The organism is uncultured Methylobacterium sp. (genome assembly GCF_964251405.1).
GTDB lineage: Bacteria > Pseudomonadota > Alphaproteobacteria > Rhizobiales > Beijerinckiaceae > Methylobacterium.
The window spans coordinates 12,081-27,999 of the sequence record NZ_CAXUJR010000041.1; the positions used below are offsets into that span (position 1 = coordinate 12,081).

Genomic DNA, 15,919 nt, shown 5'->3' on the forward strand with positions numbered 1-15,919 from the left:
GTGCTGGGTGTGAGGAAGTGCTGGGTGTGAGGAAGTGCTGGGTGTGAGGAAGTGCTGGGTGTGAGGAAGTGCCCGGCGTGAGGGAGGTGCCGGGGAAACGGAACGTCGGCCGGCCGCATCACCGGATCGCCGCCCACGATGACGGGCTCGCTGATCTAGATAGGCACGCCGTGCGCCTTGGCGAAGGCGGCGAGCGCCGGTCGCAGCGTGGCGCCGACCGGCGCGCGCAGCATCTCGCCTTCGATGAAGGCGGTGATCGCGGTCGTATCGAGTCCGAGCACCATCGCCTTCACGGGCCCGATCGCCGCCGGCGACATCGAGAGATGCCGATAGCCGAGGCCGATGAGGGCCATGGCTTCCAGCGGTCGTCCTCCGATCTCGCCACAGACGGTGGCGGGGCAACCGGCGGCGTTCGCCCGCTCGGCGATGAGCCTGAACGCGCGCAGGGCCGGTACGCTCAACGTATCGAAGCGACCGGCGACCCGACGGTTCTCGCGGTCCACCGCGAACAGGAACTGCATGAGATCGTTGGAGCCCACCGACAGGAAGTCGGCAACCTTGGCGATCTCGTCGATCTGGAACAGCAGCGAGGGCACCTCGACCATGACGCCGAGGCGGCACTCGCTCGGCAGGGCATGCCCATGGCGCCGCAGATGCGCCTTCTCCCGATCGACGATGGCCTTGGCGCGGACGAACTCGTCCACCGTCGCCACCATCGGGAACATGATCTTGAGGGGCCGCCCACCTGCCGCCTTGAGGAGCGCACGGAGCTGCACCCGCAGCAGCGCCGGCCGGTCGAGGCCGATGCGGATGGCACGCCACCCGAGCGCCGGGTTCTCCTCCTCCAAGGCCGGCATGTAGGGGAGGATCTTGTCGCCCCCGATGTCGAGGGTTCGGACGGTCACCGGCAGGTCGCCGGTGGCGGCGAACACGGCTTCGTACAAGGATTGCTGCTCGGCCGCCGAGGGCATGCGCTGCGCGACCATGAACTGCAATTCGGTGCGGAACAGGCCGATGCCGGCGGCGCCCGTCTCCTGCAGGTGCGACAGGTCGATGAGCAGCCCGGCATTGAGCTGAAGGCCGATCGCGACGCCGTCGGCGGTGACCGCCGGCACGTCGCGCAGGGCACGGTACTGTTCCTGCCGGCGGGCGCGCAGGCGCACCATCTCGGCATAGGCCGCCTCGATCTCGGGGCCGGGCCGGACCTGGATCTCGCCGGTAACGCCGTCGACGATGATGGCGTCGCCCGAATCACAGAGGGCCGTGGCGTTGGCGATCTCGCCCACCGCCGGGATGCCGAGGGCACGGGCCACGATGGCGATGTGGCTCGTCGGCCCGCCTTCCTCCAACACGACGCCGCGCAGGGCCGTGCGGTCGTATTCGAGGAGGGCGGCCGGCCCCATGGAGCGCGCCACCAGGATCGCGTTCTCGGGCAGCACCCGCAGGGCGCCCGAGGCCTCGTCGCCGATCAGCGTGCGCAGGAGGCGGTTGGCGAGATCATCGAGGTCGTGCAGGCGGTCCCGGAGATAGGGGTCGCTCTGGCGCATCATCCGGGCGCGGTTGTCCGACTGGACGCGCTCCACCGCGGCTTCCGCCGTGAGGCCGGAATGCACGGCCTCGCGCATCCGGCGCAGCCAGCCCTTGTCATGCGCGAACATGCGCACGGTCTCGAGGACCTCGCGCGATTCGGCCGTGCCGATGCCGTCGCCACGCTCGACGAGGTCGTCGATGGCCGAGCGGACCTCGCCGATCGCTTCCTCCAGCCGCTCGACCTCGCGCTCGACATTCTCGGCGATGAGCGTCTTCACGACGATGCGCGGCTCGTGGAGAACGACGTGCCCGAGCCCGATCCCATCGGCGAGCGCGACTCCGCGCTGGCTCACAGGACGTCTCGCGGAACTCCCGGCTCCTGGAGCGAGAGACTGCAGCTCCCCCGAAGCGATCATCTCGGAGAGCACCATCGCGGTGGTCTGGAGCGCCTCGATCTCCTCCTCCGAATAGACCCTGTAGGTGCGGTTCTGCACGACGAGGACGCCGAGCGTGTTGCCGGCCCGCAGCAGCGGCACGCCGAGGAAGGCGTGATAGGCCTCTTCCCCCGTCTCAGGCCGATAGGAGAAGGCGGGATGGGACTGGGCGTCCGACAGCGACAGAGGCTCGGCCGTCTTTGCGATGAGGCCGACGAGGCCTTCATCCGCCCGCATCCGGGTCAGGTGGACGGCACTGCGGTTCAGGCCCTCGGTTGCGAACAGCTCGAGGGTGCTGTCGTCGCTGAGTACGTAGACCGAGCACACCTCCGCGATAACGTTCGCGGCGATCAGGGTGACGATGCGGTCCAGGCGTGCCTGTGGGCTGACCGGCTCCGCCATCGCTTCGCGGAGGCGGCGCAGCAGCAGGCGCGGGCCTCCGGGCGCAGCGGGCATGGTGTCGTCAATCCAGCTTCTGAGCCATACGCCATTCCCGCAGACGCAGCAGGCAGGGTCCTGCGTTACAGGCAAGTCCTGCGCTACGCGCGACGCGTGGTTCAGGCCTGATCGAGGCCGTATAGCGAGTGGAGCGTGCGAACGGCAAGCTCCGTGTAGGCCGCATCGATCAGGACGGAGAACTTGATCTCGGATGTCGTGATCGCGCGGATGTTGATGCCCTTCTGGGCCAGCGCCCGGAAAGCCTTGGCGGCCACGCCCGCATGGCTGCGCATGCCGACCCCGATCGCCGAGACCTTGACCACGTCGGTCGCGCCCTCGATCTGACCGAAGGCGATGGTGCCGCTCTGACCGTCGAGGATGGTGCGAGCGCGCTCGTAGTCGGCGGCCGGCACCGTGAAGGTCATGTCCGTGGTCGCTTGGTCTCCGGACACGGTCTGGATGATCATGTCGACGTTGATATTGGCGTCGGCGAGCGGTCCGAAGATCGCGGCGGCGATGCCGGGGCTGTCCTTCAGGTTGCGCAGGGTGATCTGGGCCTCGTCCTTGGAGAAGGCGATCCCCGTGATGATCTGCTGTTCCACGCTTGTATCCTCGTCGCAGATGAGGGTGCCCGGGCGGGCGTTGTCGGGCGGGTCGAAGCTGGAGCGGACGGTGGTCGGCACCCGGTGGACCATGGCGAGCTCGACGGAGCGGACCTGCAGGACCTTGGCCCCGAGCGAGGCCATCTCCAGCATCTCCTCGAAGGTCACGTGCTCCATGCGCCTGGCCTTGGGCACGATGCGGGGGTCAGTGGTGTAGACCCCGTCGACGTCGGTGTAGATGTCGCAGCGCTCGGCACCGATGGCGGCGGCGATCGCCACCGCACTGGTGTCGGAGCCGCCCCGGCCGAGCGTCGTGAGCCGGCCGCTCTCCGCATGCATGCCCTGGAAGCCGGCGATCACCGCCACTTCGCCGCGACGGAAGCCGGCATCGAGGCGCGACCCGTCGATGTCGGCGATCCGGGCCGATCCGTGCGCATCGGAGGTCAGGATCGGAATCTGCCAACCCTGCCAGGACCGCGCCTTGATGCCGTCCTTGCGCAACGCGATGGCGAGAAGCCCGGAGGTGACCTGCTCCCCGGAGGCGACCACGGCGTCGTATTCCGCCTCGTCGTAGAGCGTGTCCGCATCCTTGACCCAGCCGACGAGCTCGTTGGTCTTGCCCGACATCGCCGAGACCACCACCGCCACCTCGTAGCCGGCAGCGACCTCGCGGGCGACGTGGCGGGCGACGTTGCGGATGCGGTCGAGGTTCGCGACGGACGTGCCGCCGAATTTCATCACCAAACGGGGCATGTCGCGTCCGTATCGTCTTTCTCGTGCAATCGGCCCCGAAGCCCGAAACAAGCGACGCATCGGGACCCGGCCGGGCGCGGACGCGCCAGGCTGCCGCGGCCTCATCGGCCGGTCGTTCGATCGTCAGGGCTTCACCCGGCGGGCGTCCGGCGGGTACAAGGGTGGCCCGGACCTGTCAACAATCCGACATGACCGGACGAGTGCCGCCTCGCGGCAGAACACGGGCGGGTTTCATGAGCGCACGCAGAGCCTCCTCCATCGACCGCGACGAGGTCGCCAGGTTCGAGGCGATCGCAGCGACCTGGTGGGACGAGGCCGGTCCGATGCGCGTCCTGCACCGCTTCAACCCGGTGCGCCTCGCCTATATCCGCGACGCCGCCTGCCGTCGGTTCGACCGCGATCCGAGCAAGCCCTTCTCCCTCGACGGCCTGACGGTGGTCGATATCGGCTGCGGCGGCGGCGTCCTTTCGGAACCCTTGGCACGGTTGGGTGCGACGGTGACGGGGCTCGACCCGGCCCCCACCAACATCGCCGTGGCCCGCGCCCATGCCGAAGCGGAAGGCTTGCGCGTCGATTATCGCGAGGAGACGATCGAGGCCGTGGTCGCGGGGGGCGCCCGCTTCGACATCGTGCTCGCCATGGAGGTGGTGGAGCATGTCGCCGACCGCGGCGCGTTTCTCGCTACCGCCTGCGCGGCGGTGAAGCCCGGAGGGCTCCTGTTCGCCGCCACCATCAACCGGACCATGCGCTCCTTCGCGCTCGCCATCGTCGGCGCGGAATACGTGCTCGGATGGCTGCCCAAGGGCACCCATGACTGGGACAAGTTCGTCCGGCCCGACGAGCTGACGGCGGACATCGCGAAGGGAGGGCTCTCGGTGACGGACGTCGCCGGGGTCGTCTACAATCCGCTCGTCGACCGCTGGAGCCAGGCACGCGATACCGCCGTCAACTATATGCTCAGCGCCGCTCGCTCGGCGTGACCGGTACGGCGCCTCGAAGGACGTCACGATGAAGGCACTGCTCTGCACCCGCCTCGGCGGCCCGGACGACCTTGGCGTCGAGACCCTCCCCGATCCGGTCCCGGCGCCGGGGGAGGCCCTGGTCCGGGTGACGCTCGCCGCCCTCAACTTCTTCGATACGCTGATCATCGCCGGGCGCTACCAGGTGAAGCCGGAGCTGCCGTTCTCGCCGGGCGGCGAGGCCTGCGGCATCGTCGAGGCGCTGGGCGAGGGCACGACGGGCGTGGCGATCGGTGACCGTGTCGTCGTCTATGCCAAGTTCGGCACCTGCGCCGAGCGCATCGCCGTTCCGGCCGGCACCCTCGTGCGCGTGCCCGACGCTGTCACCGACGAGCAGGCCGCTGGCCTCACGATCACCTACGGAACCACGCTCCATGCCCTGCGGGATCGGGCCCGGCTCCAGCCCGGCGAGACCCTGGCGGTGCTCGGCGCCTCCGGCGGCGTCGGCCTCGCGGCAGTGGAACTCGGGGCGCTGATGGGCGCGCGGGTCATCGCCTGCGCCTCCTCGCCCGACAAGCTCGCCGTCGCCGAGGAGCATGGCGCCCATGATCTGGTCGATTACACGAAGGACAATCTGCGTGAGGCTTTACGGACGCTGACCGGAGGCACGGGCGTCGACGTCGTCTACGATCCGATCGGCGGGGATCATGCCGAGCCGGCACTGAGGTCGCTGGCGTGGAAGGGTCGCTACCTCGTGATCGGTTTCGCGGCCGGAGAGGTCCCGCGGATTCACCTGAACCTCGCCCTCCTGAAGGGCATCGACATCCAGGGCGTCCATTGGGGCGTGTTCGTCGAGCGCGAACCGGAGGCGCATCGCGCCAACCAGCTGCAGTTGCTGGAATGGGTGGCGCAGAGCCGACTGACGGCGAAGGTCGACAGCGTGCATCCGCTCGACGATTACGTCGCGGCACTCGGTATTCTCCAGCGCCGCGAGGCGATGGGCAAGGTGCTGCTGAGGCTCTGAGGGCTCAGACGATCCCCTGTGCCTTGGCCAGGGCCACGAGGTCGGTCTGGGGCCGGGCGCCGATATGCTGGATGACCTCGGCTGCCGCCAGGGCACCGAGACGGGCGCAAGCGATGTGATCGAGACCGCGGGCATGGCCGGCAAGGAAACCCGCGGCGAAGAGGTCCCCGGCGCCCGTGCTGTCGACGAGGTCGCGAACCGGGGAGGCCGGGACCGAACGGATCTCGCCGCCCTTGACCACCACGGCGCCCTCGGACGAACGGGTGACGAGGCCGAGCAGGTGCATGCCGCGTCCGTTGCGCTCGTCGCGCAGAGCCTTCAGCGCGGCGTCTGGGTCGTCCGTCTCGTAAAGGCTCTGCAGCTCGCCGATATTGGCGAACAGGATGTCGATGCTGCCGTCGCGGATCAGGCCCAGGAACTCCTCGCGGTAGCGGCCGACGCAGAAGGCGTCCGACAGGGTCAGCGCCACTGCGTTGCCGGCCGTGTGGGCGATCTGCACCGCCTTGCGGAAGGCATCCTTGGCCGCGGGCGGATCCCACAGGTAGCCTTCGAGGTAGACGACGCGGGACTTCGCCACGAGGGCCTCGTCCACGTCCGCCGGCGTCAGGCCCTGGCAGGCGCCCAGATAGGTGTTCATCGTCCGCTCGCCGTCCGGCGTGACGAGGACGAAGCAGCGGGCCGTGGCTGGCCCGTCGGTGGCGGCGGGCACCGAGAAGGCGACGCCCGTCGCCTTGAGGTCGTGGGCGAACAGGCCGCCGAGCTCGTCGTCGCGGACCTTGCCGACGAAGCCGGTTCTGGCACCGAGAAGTGCTGCGCCCACCGCGGTGTTGGCCCCCGACCCGCCCGACACGATCGTCGCCGGTCCCATCACCGAGAAGAGCGCCTCGGCCCGTTCCTCGTCGATGAGCTGCATCGCCCCCTTGGTCACGCCCTGCGCACCGAGGAAGGCGTCGTCGGTGCGCGCGATGACATCGACGATGGCGTTGCCGAGGACGAGGAGGTCGAGGGATTCTGACATGCGGGCGGCCTCACGGGCTGAACTCTGCCCGGGCTGTCGCACCAGGCCCGGTGAGGGTCAAGCCAGTGGCGTATCAAGGCTCAGCGAAGACATCCGCGACGCCGATCACCACATCTGGTGGGGTGAGATCGAGACTGCCGTCCGAAACGAGGCGTGTTTCGATGAGCTCGCCATCGCCACAACGATGATGGATCACGAGACGCTTCTTCGGGTCGACCTCGAGGTAGTGGATGATGCGGGGCAGACGAAAGGAGCCAGCCAGCTTATGGCCGGTTTCGATATGGCCCGTGCCGGGCTCGGCGAAGGCACCCGATGGTTCGCAGGCCTCCGGCTACTGCAACGCCTTCACCTCGCACTGCGCGTAGTCCGAACTCGCCTTCACATAGGCGTTGAGTGCCTTGACGTAGGCCTCGGCCAGGGGGCGATAGGCTTCGAGCTGGAGGTTGTAGGCCTTGACCGCGTCGTTGAAGCTGTAGGCTTCCCAACCCGGGCAGCCGCCCTTGGCATCGAGGCAGGCGGGCTTTGCCGGCACCGCGGGTTTCGTCGGCCTCTGCTCGACGGCAGGTGGCGTCGGAGCGAGGCAGGCGGCGGAGGCTGCAGTCGCACAGACGAGACCGGCAAGGCATCCGGCGATCGGCCAACGGGCCATGGACATGTCTCCCTCGCGACCGCGCGATCGGCGGCCTTGTGCGCGCCGATCGCCGGAACGGCAAGGTGGCCGCACTACTCGGCGGCGACGGCCCGGTGCGGGGAGGGGCGGACATTCGCCTTCGGTTTCTCGGTCAGGGTCCGCACGACGTTGAGCAGCGGCAGCACCATCCCGTAGCCGAACACCCACCACATCGGCCTGATGCTGTAGGAGAAATCGAGGTTGGCGCCCAGCACCGCGCTCGCGGGCACGCCGCTCTTGAGTCCGTACCAAGCGGCCTCGACCAGGGCCGTGAGGATCGCTGCAGCCACCGCGAGGCCGGTGAGCGTCAGCGGGTTCGTCGGGACCCGGAACCGATGCATGCCGCGCCAGCCCATCAGGATGATGAACAGGCCCGTCCAGAAGACCGGGGCAGAAACGTCGATCTTGGTCTGCAGGAAGTAGTGGAACAAGCCCAAAGCCGCGATCGCGTAGACGGCCTTGTGGAGGCGCGGCCAGGCCTTGCCGAGGCGCCGGATCATGCCGTCAGTGGAGGTGGCACCGAGCACCGCCAGCCCGACCAGGGCGACGAAGCCGATGGTAAGGTAGAACCGCAGCGCGATCTCGGACACGACCTTGCCGATGAGGAAGTTCTGGTCGACCACGTAGAGGCACAGGTGGATCACTGCATAGGCCAGCACGGTCAGGCCGAGCATGCGCCGCACTAGGATGAGCTTGGGATAGTTCGCGATGCGCCGCAGCGGGGTGACCGCCAGCGAGAGCAGGAGGAATCGGATGGCCCAGTCGCCGGTGGCGTGGGTGAGGGCGGTGATCGGCTTCGGGCCGAGCGTGTCGAGGCCGTAGGACCCGGCGAGCCAGAGCCCCGGCGCAAGCGCGAACAGCAAGGTGGCGAGCTTCAGTTCCGAGAGGCGGCCGGCGCGGTCGCGCCACGGTGCGGCGAAGGTGGGCGTGACGGGCATGCGGTGTCCGGTTCCTTGAGGCGGGATCCGACGCTGTGGAAACGACGAGCGGTCCGACGCTGATCTTCGCGTGATGCCGGATGCCGGTTACGGACCGGGTGTGCGGCAGCGCACAGGGCCGATGTCGTCCCTCGCTTCCGATGCGGCAAGGCCCCATCCCCTTCACGAGTTCGCGGATGCTATAAGGCCGCTCCCCGTCGACCTCTCCGAACCGTACCGATGTCCGCAGCTTCGTCCGACGACCTGTCCGAAACCCTGACGCCGGAGGATGCCCGGTCGGAGCACGCGGTCCTTTCGGCCGAGATCGCGGAGGCCGACCGGCTCTATCACGGCGAGGATGCGCCGATCCTGACGGATGCCGAGTACGATGCCCTGCGCCGACGCCTCGAACGGCTCGAGGACCGGTTTCCGGATCTCGCCGGTACCGGCGCGGCCAGCGCGTCGGTCGGAGCCAAGCCCTCGGAAAAGTTCGCCAAGGTCCGGCACGCGGTGCCGATGCTGTCACTCGGCAACGCGTTTGCCGATACCGAAGTCGAAGAGTTCGTCCGCCGCGTGCGTCGGTTCCTGGCGTGGTCCGAGGCGTCGCCGCTCTCCTTCACCGCCGAACCGAAGATCGATGGCCTCTCGCTGTCCCTGCGCTACGAGGGCGGGCGGCTCGTTACCGCTGCAACCCGCGGCGACGGCGAAGTCGGCGAGGACGTCACGGCCAACGCCCGCACGGTCGAGGACATCCCGGAGCGCCTGACGGGCAGCGACGTCCCCGAGATCTGCGAGGTCCGCGGCGAGGTCTACCTGTCGCACCAGGATTTCGCGGGCATCAACGCGCGCCAGGAGAGCTTGGGAAAGCCGCCCTTCGCCAACCCGCGCAACGCGGCCGCCGGATCGCTGCGCCAGCTCGATTCCGCCATCACCGCCTCGCGGCCGCTGAAGTTCTTCGCCTATGCGTGGGGCGAGATGTCGAGCCTGCCCGTAAGCACCCAGTCGGGCATGATCGCGGCCTTCGCGGGATGGGGCCTGCCGGTGAATCCGCTGACGGCTTTGTGCGACTCGGCAGAGGCGATGATTGCTCACTACCGCCGCATCGAGGCACAGCGGGCCGACCTCGGCTACGACATCGACGGCGTCGTCTACAAGGTCGACGACCTCGACTTGCAGCGCCGGCTCGGCTTCGTCAGCCGGGCGCCGCGCTGGGCGCTGGCGCACAAGTTCGCGGCCCAGAAGGCGTTCACGGTGGTCGAGGACATCGTGATCAATGTCGGGCGCACCGGTTCGCTCAACCCGCTGGCGAAATTGCGGCCCGTCACCGTCGGCGGCGTCGTCGTCTCGAACGCGACCCTGCATAACGAGGGCTACGTCCAAGGCGTCGGCGGCGCCGGCGAGCCGATCCGCGATGGCCGCGACATCCGCGTCGGTGACACCGTAGTGGTCCAACGGGCCGGCGACGTCATCCCGAAGGTCATGGACGTCGTCATCGAGAAGCGGCCGCCTGACTCTCAGCCCTTCGTTTTCCCGACGGAATGCCCGGCCTGCGGCAGCCGTGCGATCCGCGCTCTGAACCCGCGTACCGGCCAGATCGACGCGGTACGGCGCTGCACGGGCGGGCTGATCTGTCCGGCCCAGGGGGTGGAGCGGCTCAAGCACTTCGTCTCGCGCAACGCCTTCGACATCGAGGGTTTTGGCGAGACCTATATCGAGGTCCTGTTCGAAGCCGGAGTCGTGAGGCAGCCGGCCGACCTGTTCCGGCTGGCCTTCGACGACCTGAAACGCGCGGTGGTGGCCCGGCGCGAGGCGCTGTCGGCGGCCCGCCGCGCCGAGGGTGAGGCGGCGCCGAAGAAGCCCACAAAGAAGAAGGGCGAGGACGAGGACCGGGCGATCAAGAACCTCGTCGCGGCGGTCGAGGAGCGCCGACGGCTCCCAGTCAATCGCTTCGTCTTCGCACTGGGCATCCCACAGATCGGCGAATCGACCGCGAAGGCCCTGGCCAAACGGTTCCCCGACATGGCGACCTTGATGGAAGCCATCGCGCGCGCCGCCGAGGCGCAGGCGGGGCCGGATTGGATCGAACTCGCCGCGGTGCCCCGGATCGGGCCGACCACCCGCGACCGGCTCGTCGAAGGCGGCTTTGCCGAGGATCAGCCGGCCGAGGACGGGGATACCGCCGCGATCGAGGGGATGGCGTCGGGGCGTCGCCTGACCTCCGCGCAGCGCGAGAACCTGATGGCGCATTACGGCAGTTCCGACGCGATCCGGGCGGCACTCGCCCGAGCCGCGTGCCAGCGGCCGGGGGAGGCCTATCGCATGCTCGCCGACGACGGCGAGGTCGGGCCGGTAGCCACCGATACGCTGATCCAGTTCTTCGCCGAGCCGCATAACGACGCCGCGGTGCGCGCGCTTCTCGCAGAGGTTACGACCGAGGCACCGGCCGCTCCGGCCCAGTCGGCGGCCTTCTCCGGAAAGACCGTGGTCTTCACCGGTTCGCTCGAACGCATGACCCGCAGCGAGGCGAAAGCCACCGCCGAACGTCTGGGAGCCAAGGTCTCGGGTTCGGTCTCCGCCCGTACCGACCTCGTGGTGGCCGGCCCGGGGGCGGGCTCGAAGCTGAAGGATGCCGAGAAACACGGGGTGAGAGTGATCAGCGAGGAGGACTGGCTCGCCCTGGTGGAGGCCGCGTGAGCCGGCCGATCGTCGCCCTCGACTTCGAGACCGCCAACGAGCGCCGCGACAGCGCCTGCGCCGTCGGCCTCGCCTGGATCGAGGGTGGCGTCGTGGTCCGGCGGCAATCGCGGCTGATCCGGCCGCGCGAGCTGCGCTTCTCGCCGGGCAACATCCGGGTCCATGGCATCCTGCCGGCTGATGTCCGTCACCTGCCGGAATTCCCGGACGCGATGGCGGAGTTCCTGCCCGATCTGTCGAGCGGGCTGATCCTCGCCCACAATGCGGGCTTCGATCTCGGTGTCCTGCGATCCTCACTGGCGGCCTACGGCTTGGCGGTGCCGCCCTTCGCCTCGCTCTGCACCCTTCAAGTGGCGAGAAAAGTGTTCCCGGACCCCGCAGGCTGCGGCCTCGGGAAGGTCGCGGCCCGCCTCGGCATCCGCTTCGAGCACCACGATGCCGGCGAGGACGCCTATGCCTGCGCCGAGATCGCACTGGCGGCCGTCCGTGAGCGTGGCACAGGCGACATTCCGAACCTGGCCCGATCCTTAGGCTTTGCGACGGAGCCGCGCTCGGACGAACCGAACGAGGCGCCGCGCCCCGCGGGCCGCGAGCGCAGCAGGACCGTGCCTCAGCTTCGCTTCGGCATGCGCGGCAGAACCGGCAACCGCTACGAGGTGACACTTGAGGCGAGGCCGGCGGGCCTCAGCCTGCGTTGTACCTGTACGGCCGGACGCTACGCCCTGCGTTGCCGCCACGTCACCGCCCTCGTCGACGGCGACGTGACCGACCTGCTCACCGGCAACCACGGCGACGTCGTCGCCCTCAGCCGCCTGCTCGCGCAGGGCGGTTGACGTGCCTCAGCCGCGCGAGCGCAGGACGCGCTGACGCCGGATCGCTTCCGCCGGCCATGTCGGGCGCGGATCCACGAAACCCGGCGCGAGCGTGCGCGGCGCGACGTTGTCGCAGACTTCACGCTGACGGACGATGACAAGGCGGCCGGCCTCGTCGCGCCGCCGGACATGGCCGCCGTCACGGCAGAATCCCGCGACCTCGGCGGAATTGCCGGACAGGCGCCCGCCGGGGGCGCGAGCGATCGGCCGGTGCTCGATGACGAGCGGACCGTCGCGGTTGAGCGAACGCTCTACATAGGTCGTTTCGCCGACAGGCAGTGGATCGGCCAAAGCCGGCGCGAGCCCGGCGAGGATCAACGTGAGGGAGAGGGCGAGTCGCCGCATGGAGGGGTCCGTGGGTCAGGGAATCGTCGCCCGCAACGAGTAGAACGTGCGGACAGGCTGCGATAGTCCAAGGTATCTTTGCACCGCGTGAACGGGTTCGGCATCGCTTGACACGGGATGCTTCGGCATGGTCGGAACACCTCGATCTCGACGACGTCCCACCGCCGGCGGGATGTGGAATAAGGAACGACGCGTGGAGTTGCGTAGATTGCGGCATCGCGCCTTGCGCGCCCTCGAACGCGCGCAGCGATCGTCCGCCATCGCCCGGTGGGCCATCTCCCTGGTTTTCCTCTCAACCGTCATCATGGCAGCCGCGACTCCGGCCGGGGCGCAGGGGCTGGTGCGCAACACCTTCGGCGACTGGCAGCTGCGCTGCGAGACGCCCGCCGGCGCGAAGGCGGAGCAATGCGCGCTGGTGCAGTATCTGGCAGCCGAGGATCGCCCGAACCTCACCCTCGTGGTCATCGTGCTGAAGACCGCCGACAATCGCGGCTACCTCCTGCGCGTGGTCGCTCCGCTCGGCATCCTGCTGCCCTCCGGCCTCGGCCTCAAGATCGATCAGACCGATGTCGGCCGCGCCGGTTTCGTGCGCTGCCTGAGCACGGGCTGCGTCGCCGAGGTCGTCATGGACGACGGCCTCGTCAAGCAGTTCAGCAACGGCGCGCAGGCGACCTTCATCGTCTTCCAGACTCCGGAGGAGGGGGTCGGCATCCCGCTCTCCATGAAGGGGTTCGGGCAGGGCTTCCAGAGCCTGAAATGAAAGGGTCCGGCAGGGGCGTGACCGAGATGGACGAACGCAGACGTAGTGGCCCACTTTTCGGCTTGTTCGCCCTGCTCCTGCTCGCGAGCGCGGCGACGGGCGGTGCCGTGGCGGAGGAAGGCAACTTCCTCAGCAACATGTTCAAGTATGGCGGCACCACGGTGCCGCCGTCTCAGCCCCAGGATCTCGGCGAGGTCTATTGCCCGCCGGTCGACGTGCCCGAAGGCGGAGCGGCATTGCGGAGCTTCGGCGGCAAGGGTGGCGACAACGCCTCGCTGCGCAACCAGATCACGCTCGGTCGCATCGCCCGCGAATGCAATCGGCTGCAGGACGGCAGCATCACCGTCAAGGTCGGCGTGGCCGGCCAGGTCCTGCTCGGCCCGGCCGGGGCCCCGGGGCGTTTCGAGGCGCCCCTGCAGATCGCGATCAAGTACGGCGACAAGGTCGTGGTCTCGCGCTCGAAGAGGATCGCGGTCGCCGTGGCGCCCGGCCAGGCCCAGGGCCTGTTCACCGTCGTGGAGGACGGCCTGATCGTGCCGCCTGCGATGACCGGCGAGTACGACATCACGGTCACCCTCGGTGGAGCGCAGGCTCGGCCCGCACCGCGTAAGCGCAAGCCCGCTGCGGCAGCGGCGGCCCCCGAGACCGCCGGGGCCGCGCAGTGATCCGAGGCACGAGGCACGCCTCCGCATCGGAGCGCGGACGGCCGACATCCTGACCGCCAGGCCCATCCTCGGATCGGCGCTACGCCCCCACCGCCTCTGGGACGGACGCGCCGCGACCGTCTCCCTGGAAACCGTGGACGATCCGCTGTTCGACCGGCGCCTCAGGCTGGAGCGTTCGCCCGGCGGCGGGTGGATCGTGCTGCATTACCGCTGCCGGCCGCGTGCCCGGCCGCTCCGTCCGATGGTCAGGATGATCCGCTCCGGCGGCGTCGCCCAGGACTTCGTCCTGCCTGGTGCCAGTGAGGGCAGGGGGGAATGGCTCGGCTACGTGGCGCCGGACGTCAGCGAGATCCGCATTTCCGCCGAGCCGCGCAGCGACTTCGTGCTGGAGCGCGTCGGCCTGCGCCGGAACGTCAGCCTGTTTGCCGAATGCCTGATCAAGCGACCGCTGCGCGCCGGACCGGCCCTCTATCACTTCGCCCGCGGCGACGAGCGCCGGTTCCGTGACATCCTGCGCGGGAGTTGCGCTGTGACGCCTCTCTCCGGCTTTGCGCGCTGGCAAGCGGTTAGGACCGCACGCGAGCCGGCGCCGTCCGGCGGCCCGATCATCGCCCTCGTCCTGCTGGCGGCGCCTGAACAAGCCGACCAGGTCTGCCAGACGATCGCCAGTCTCGTTGCCCAAAGCCATCGCCGCTGGCACCTGACGATCGCCTGGACGGAATCCGCGCCGTCACTTCCGAACGATACGCGCATCGCGGCGTTGGAGTGGTCCCGGGCTTCGACGGTCGGTGACCTCGTCGGTGGCAGCGATGCAGCCGGCATCCTCAATGCCGGCGACCGCCTCAACCCCGATGCCCTCGCCATCCTCGCAACCGTGCTGGACGGCCCTGAGGCGCCGGACATGGTCTATGCCGACGAGATCCAGGGCGATGGCGGAGATGCCCGGCCCCGGCTCAAGCCGGACTGGAGCCCTGACCTCGCTCTCGTCACGGGTTACCCAGGAACGCCGACGCTCTACGCGAGCGCATTGCTCAAGCGCCTGGTGGATCGTCGACTGACCGATGCGGCCGATCTGGCCCGCGACCTGGCGCTGGCCGCGGCGAGTGCCGCCACGACCGTGGTCCACATTCCTCGGGTGCTCTGCCGCAGCCAAGGCGGCGGCACGGCAGGGCAGGGCGCCGCCCTCGAACGCCACCTCCACGAGATCGGATCGCCGGCCGGCGTGATGGTACGGGACGGCGTCGCGGATCTGCTCTGGCCACTACCGGAACCGCTCCCTCTGGCGACGATCGTGATCCCCTCGCGCGACCGGCTCGACCTGATCGCTCCTGCGACCCGCGGCGTGCTCCACGAGACAGCCTATCCGGCGATCGAGCTCGTCATCGTCGACAACGGCTCCACCGATCCGGGCGTCCTCGCCCACTATGAGGCTCTCTGCGGCGATCCGCGGGTTCGGATCGTGCCGTTTCCGGCGGCCTTCAACTTCTCCGCCATGGTCAATGCCGGGGTCGCGCAAGCCCGCGACGGTATCGTGGTGTTGTTCAACAATGACGTGGCCGTCCTCGAACCCGGATGGCTCGATGCGATGGTCCGCCAGGCCTGCCGGCCGGACGTGGGGGCGGTGGGAGCAAAGCTCCTTTACGGATCCGGCCGGCTGCAGCATGCCGGCGTCGTCGTCGGCCTTGGCGGCCGGGCCGGACATCTCCTGCGTCGCAGGGCCGGCGACGCGCCGGGCCATCTCGGCCAGTTGCGGGTCGCCCACGAGGTCTCGGCGGTGACTGCCGCCTGCCTCGTCGTCCGCAAGTCAACCTACGACGCGGTAGGCGGCTTCGATGCCGAAGCCTTCCCGATCGATTTCAACGACGTCGACTTCTGCCTGCGGGTCGCCGCGGCTGGCTTCAAATGCGTCTGGACCCCGCACGCGACCCTGTCGCATCTTGAATCGGTGAGCCGCGGTCCGCCGGTCGGCGAGGAACGCCGCAGGTTCGAGGCGGAGGGCGATCGTTTCGCGGCGCGCTGGCGCGACACGGTACGGCACGATCCTTTCTACCATCCGGCCCTGACGCTGACGACGTTCGGCGAGGAGCTCGAATAGGGTGGTGCAGAGGATACGGCCACCGGCAAGACTCGACCTTTCGGACGAGCGCCTCGACCCGTTGCGGTTCGCGCTCCTGCCGGGTCGGAGCGTCTGGAGACGCCGAATGGCGGCGCTCCGGCTCCTTTCCCTCCATCCGGGTC

At 69.1% G+C, this 15,919-nt stretch carries 13 protein-coding genes; 7 read left to right on the forward strand and 6 right to left on the reverse strand.

Annotated elements, in window-relative coordinates:
* Positions 1-155: 155 nt before the first annotated feature.
* Positions 156-2,420 (reverse strand): phosphoenolpyruvate--protein phosphotransferase, encoded by a 2,265-nt coding sequence (gene ptsP / locus ACFE7U_RS09660; protein WP_375409504.1) that lies wholly within the window; start codon positions 2,418-2,420, stop codon positions 156-158.
* Positions 2,421-2,521: 101 nt separating this feature from the next.
* Entirely contained in the window at positions 2,522-3,757 is a 1,236-nt protein-coding gene (locus tag ACFE7U_RS09665; RefSeq protein WP_375409505.1) for an aspartate kinase, read from the reverse strand.
* A gap of 233 nt (positions 3,758-3,990) precedes the next feature.
* On the opposite strand from ACFE7U_RS09665, the gene ubiG reads away from it, so the two are divergent.
* Both ubiG and ACFE7U_RS09675 read left to right on the forward strand, forming a co-directional pair.
* Entirely contained in the window at positions 3,991-4,737 is a 747-nt protein-coding gene (gene ubiG, locus ACFE7U_RS09670) for a bifunctional 2-polyprenyl-6-hydroxyphenol methylase/3-demethylubiquinol 3-O-methyltransferase UbiG (RefSeq protein ID WP_375409506.1), read from the forward strand.
* Between the two features lie 28 nt (positions 4,738-4,765).
* Positions 4,766-5,740 (forward strand): NADPH:quinone oxidoreductase family protein, encoded by a 975-nt coding sequence (locus ACFE7U_RS09675; RefSeq protein ID WP_375409507.1) that lies wholly within the window; start codon positions 4,766-4,768, stop codon positions 5,738-5,740.
* A 4-nt stretch (positions 5,741-5,744) separates the two neighbouring features.
* Here the strand turns inward: ACFE7U_RS09675 and ACFE7U_RS09680 are convergent, their stop codons facing one another.
* The 3 genes from ACFE7U_RS09680 to ACFE7U_RS09690 form a co-directional block, all read right to left on the reverse strand.
* Entirely contained in the window at positions 5,745-6,758 is a 1,014-nt protein-coding gene (locus tag ACFE7U_RS09680) for an adenosine kinase (protein ID WP_375409508.1), read from the reverse strand.
* Between the two features lie 331 nt (positions 6,759-7,089).
* Positions 7,090-7,407, reverse strand: a complete 318-nt coding sequence (locus ACFE7U_RS09685; RefSeq protein ID WP_375409509.1) for a hypothetical protein — start codon at positions 7,405-7,407, stop codon at positions 7,090-7,092.
* 74 nt (positions 7,408-7,481) lie between these two features.
* Positions 7,482-8,366 (reverse strand): sulfite oxidase heme-binding subunit YedZ, encoded by an 885-nt coding sequence (locus tag ACFE7U_RS09690; protein WP_375409510.1) that lies wholly within the window; start codon positions 8,364-8,366, stop codon positions 7,482-7,484.
* 219 nt (positions 8,367-8,585) lie between these two features.
* On the opposite strand from ACFE7U_RS09690, the gene ligA reads away from it, so the two are divergent.
* Complete coding sequence (gene ligA, locus ACFE7U_RS09695) at positions 8,586-11,039, forward strand: NAD-dependent DNA ligase LigA (protein ID WP_375409511.1); 2,454 nt, start codon at positions 8,586-8,588, stop codon at positions 11,037-11,039.
* On the forward strand, positions 11,036-11,872 hold the full coding sequence (locus ACFE7U_RS09700; protein WP_375409512.1) for a 3'-5' exonuclease: 837 nt from the start codon (positions 11,036-11,038) through the stop codon (positions 11,870-11,872). Before ligA ends, ACFE7U_RS09700 begins: the two co-directional genes overlap by 4 nt.
* 6 nt (positions 11,873-11,878) lie before the next feature.
* Here ACFE7U_RS09700 and ACFE7U_RS09705 read toward each other — a convergent pair whose 3' ends face one another.
* On the reverse strand, positions 11,879-12,256 hold the full coding sequence (locus ACFE7U_RS09705) for a hypothetical protein (protein ID WP_375409513.1): 378 nt from the start codon (positions 12,254-12,256) through the stop codon (positions 11,879-11,881).
* Positions 12,257-12,560: 304 nt separating this feature from the next.
* Here ACFE7U_RS09705 and ACFE7U_RS09710 point away from each other — a divergent pair, with 304 nt between their 5' ends.
* From ACFE7U_RS09710 to ACFE7U_RS09720, 3 genes are all read left to right on the forward strand, one after another.
* The gene (locus tag ACFE7U_RS09710) at positions 12,561-13,016 is read left to right on the forward strand and encodes an invasion associated locus B family protein (protein ID WP_375409514.1); all 456 of its coding nucleotides are present in this window, start codon (positions 12,561-12,563) and stop codon (positions 13,014-13,016) included.
* A gap of 26 nt (positions 13,017-13,042) precedes the next feature.
* A complete protein-coding gene (locus ACFE7U_RS09715; RefSeq protein WP_375409515.1) occupies positions 13,043-13,681 on the forward strand; it encodes a hypothetical protein in 639 nt (212 codons plus the stop codon).
* Between the two features lie 241 nt (positions 13,682-13,922).
* A complete protein-coding gene (locus tag ACFE7U_RS09720) occupies positions 13,923-15,776 on the forward strand; it encodes a glycosyltransferase (RefSeq protein ID WP_375409516.1) in 1,854 nt (617 codons plus the stop codon).
* Positions 15,777-15,919 lie beyond the last annotated feature (143 nt).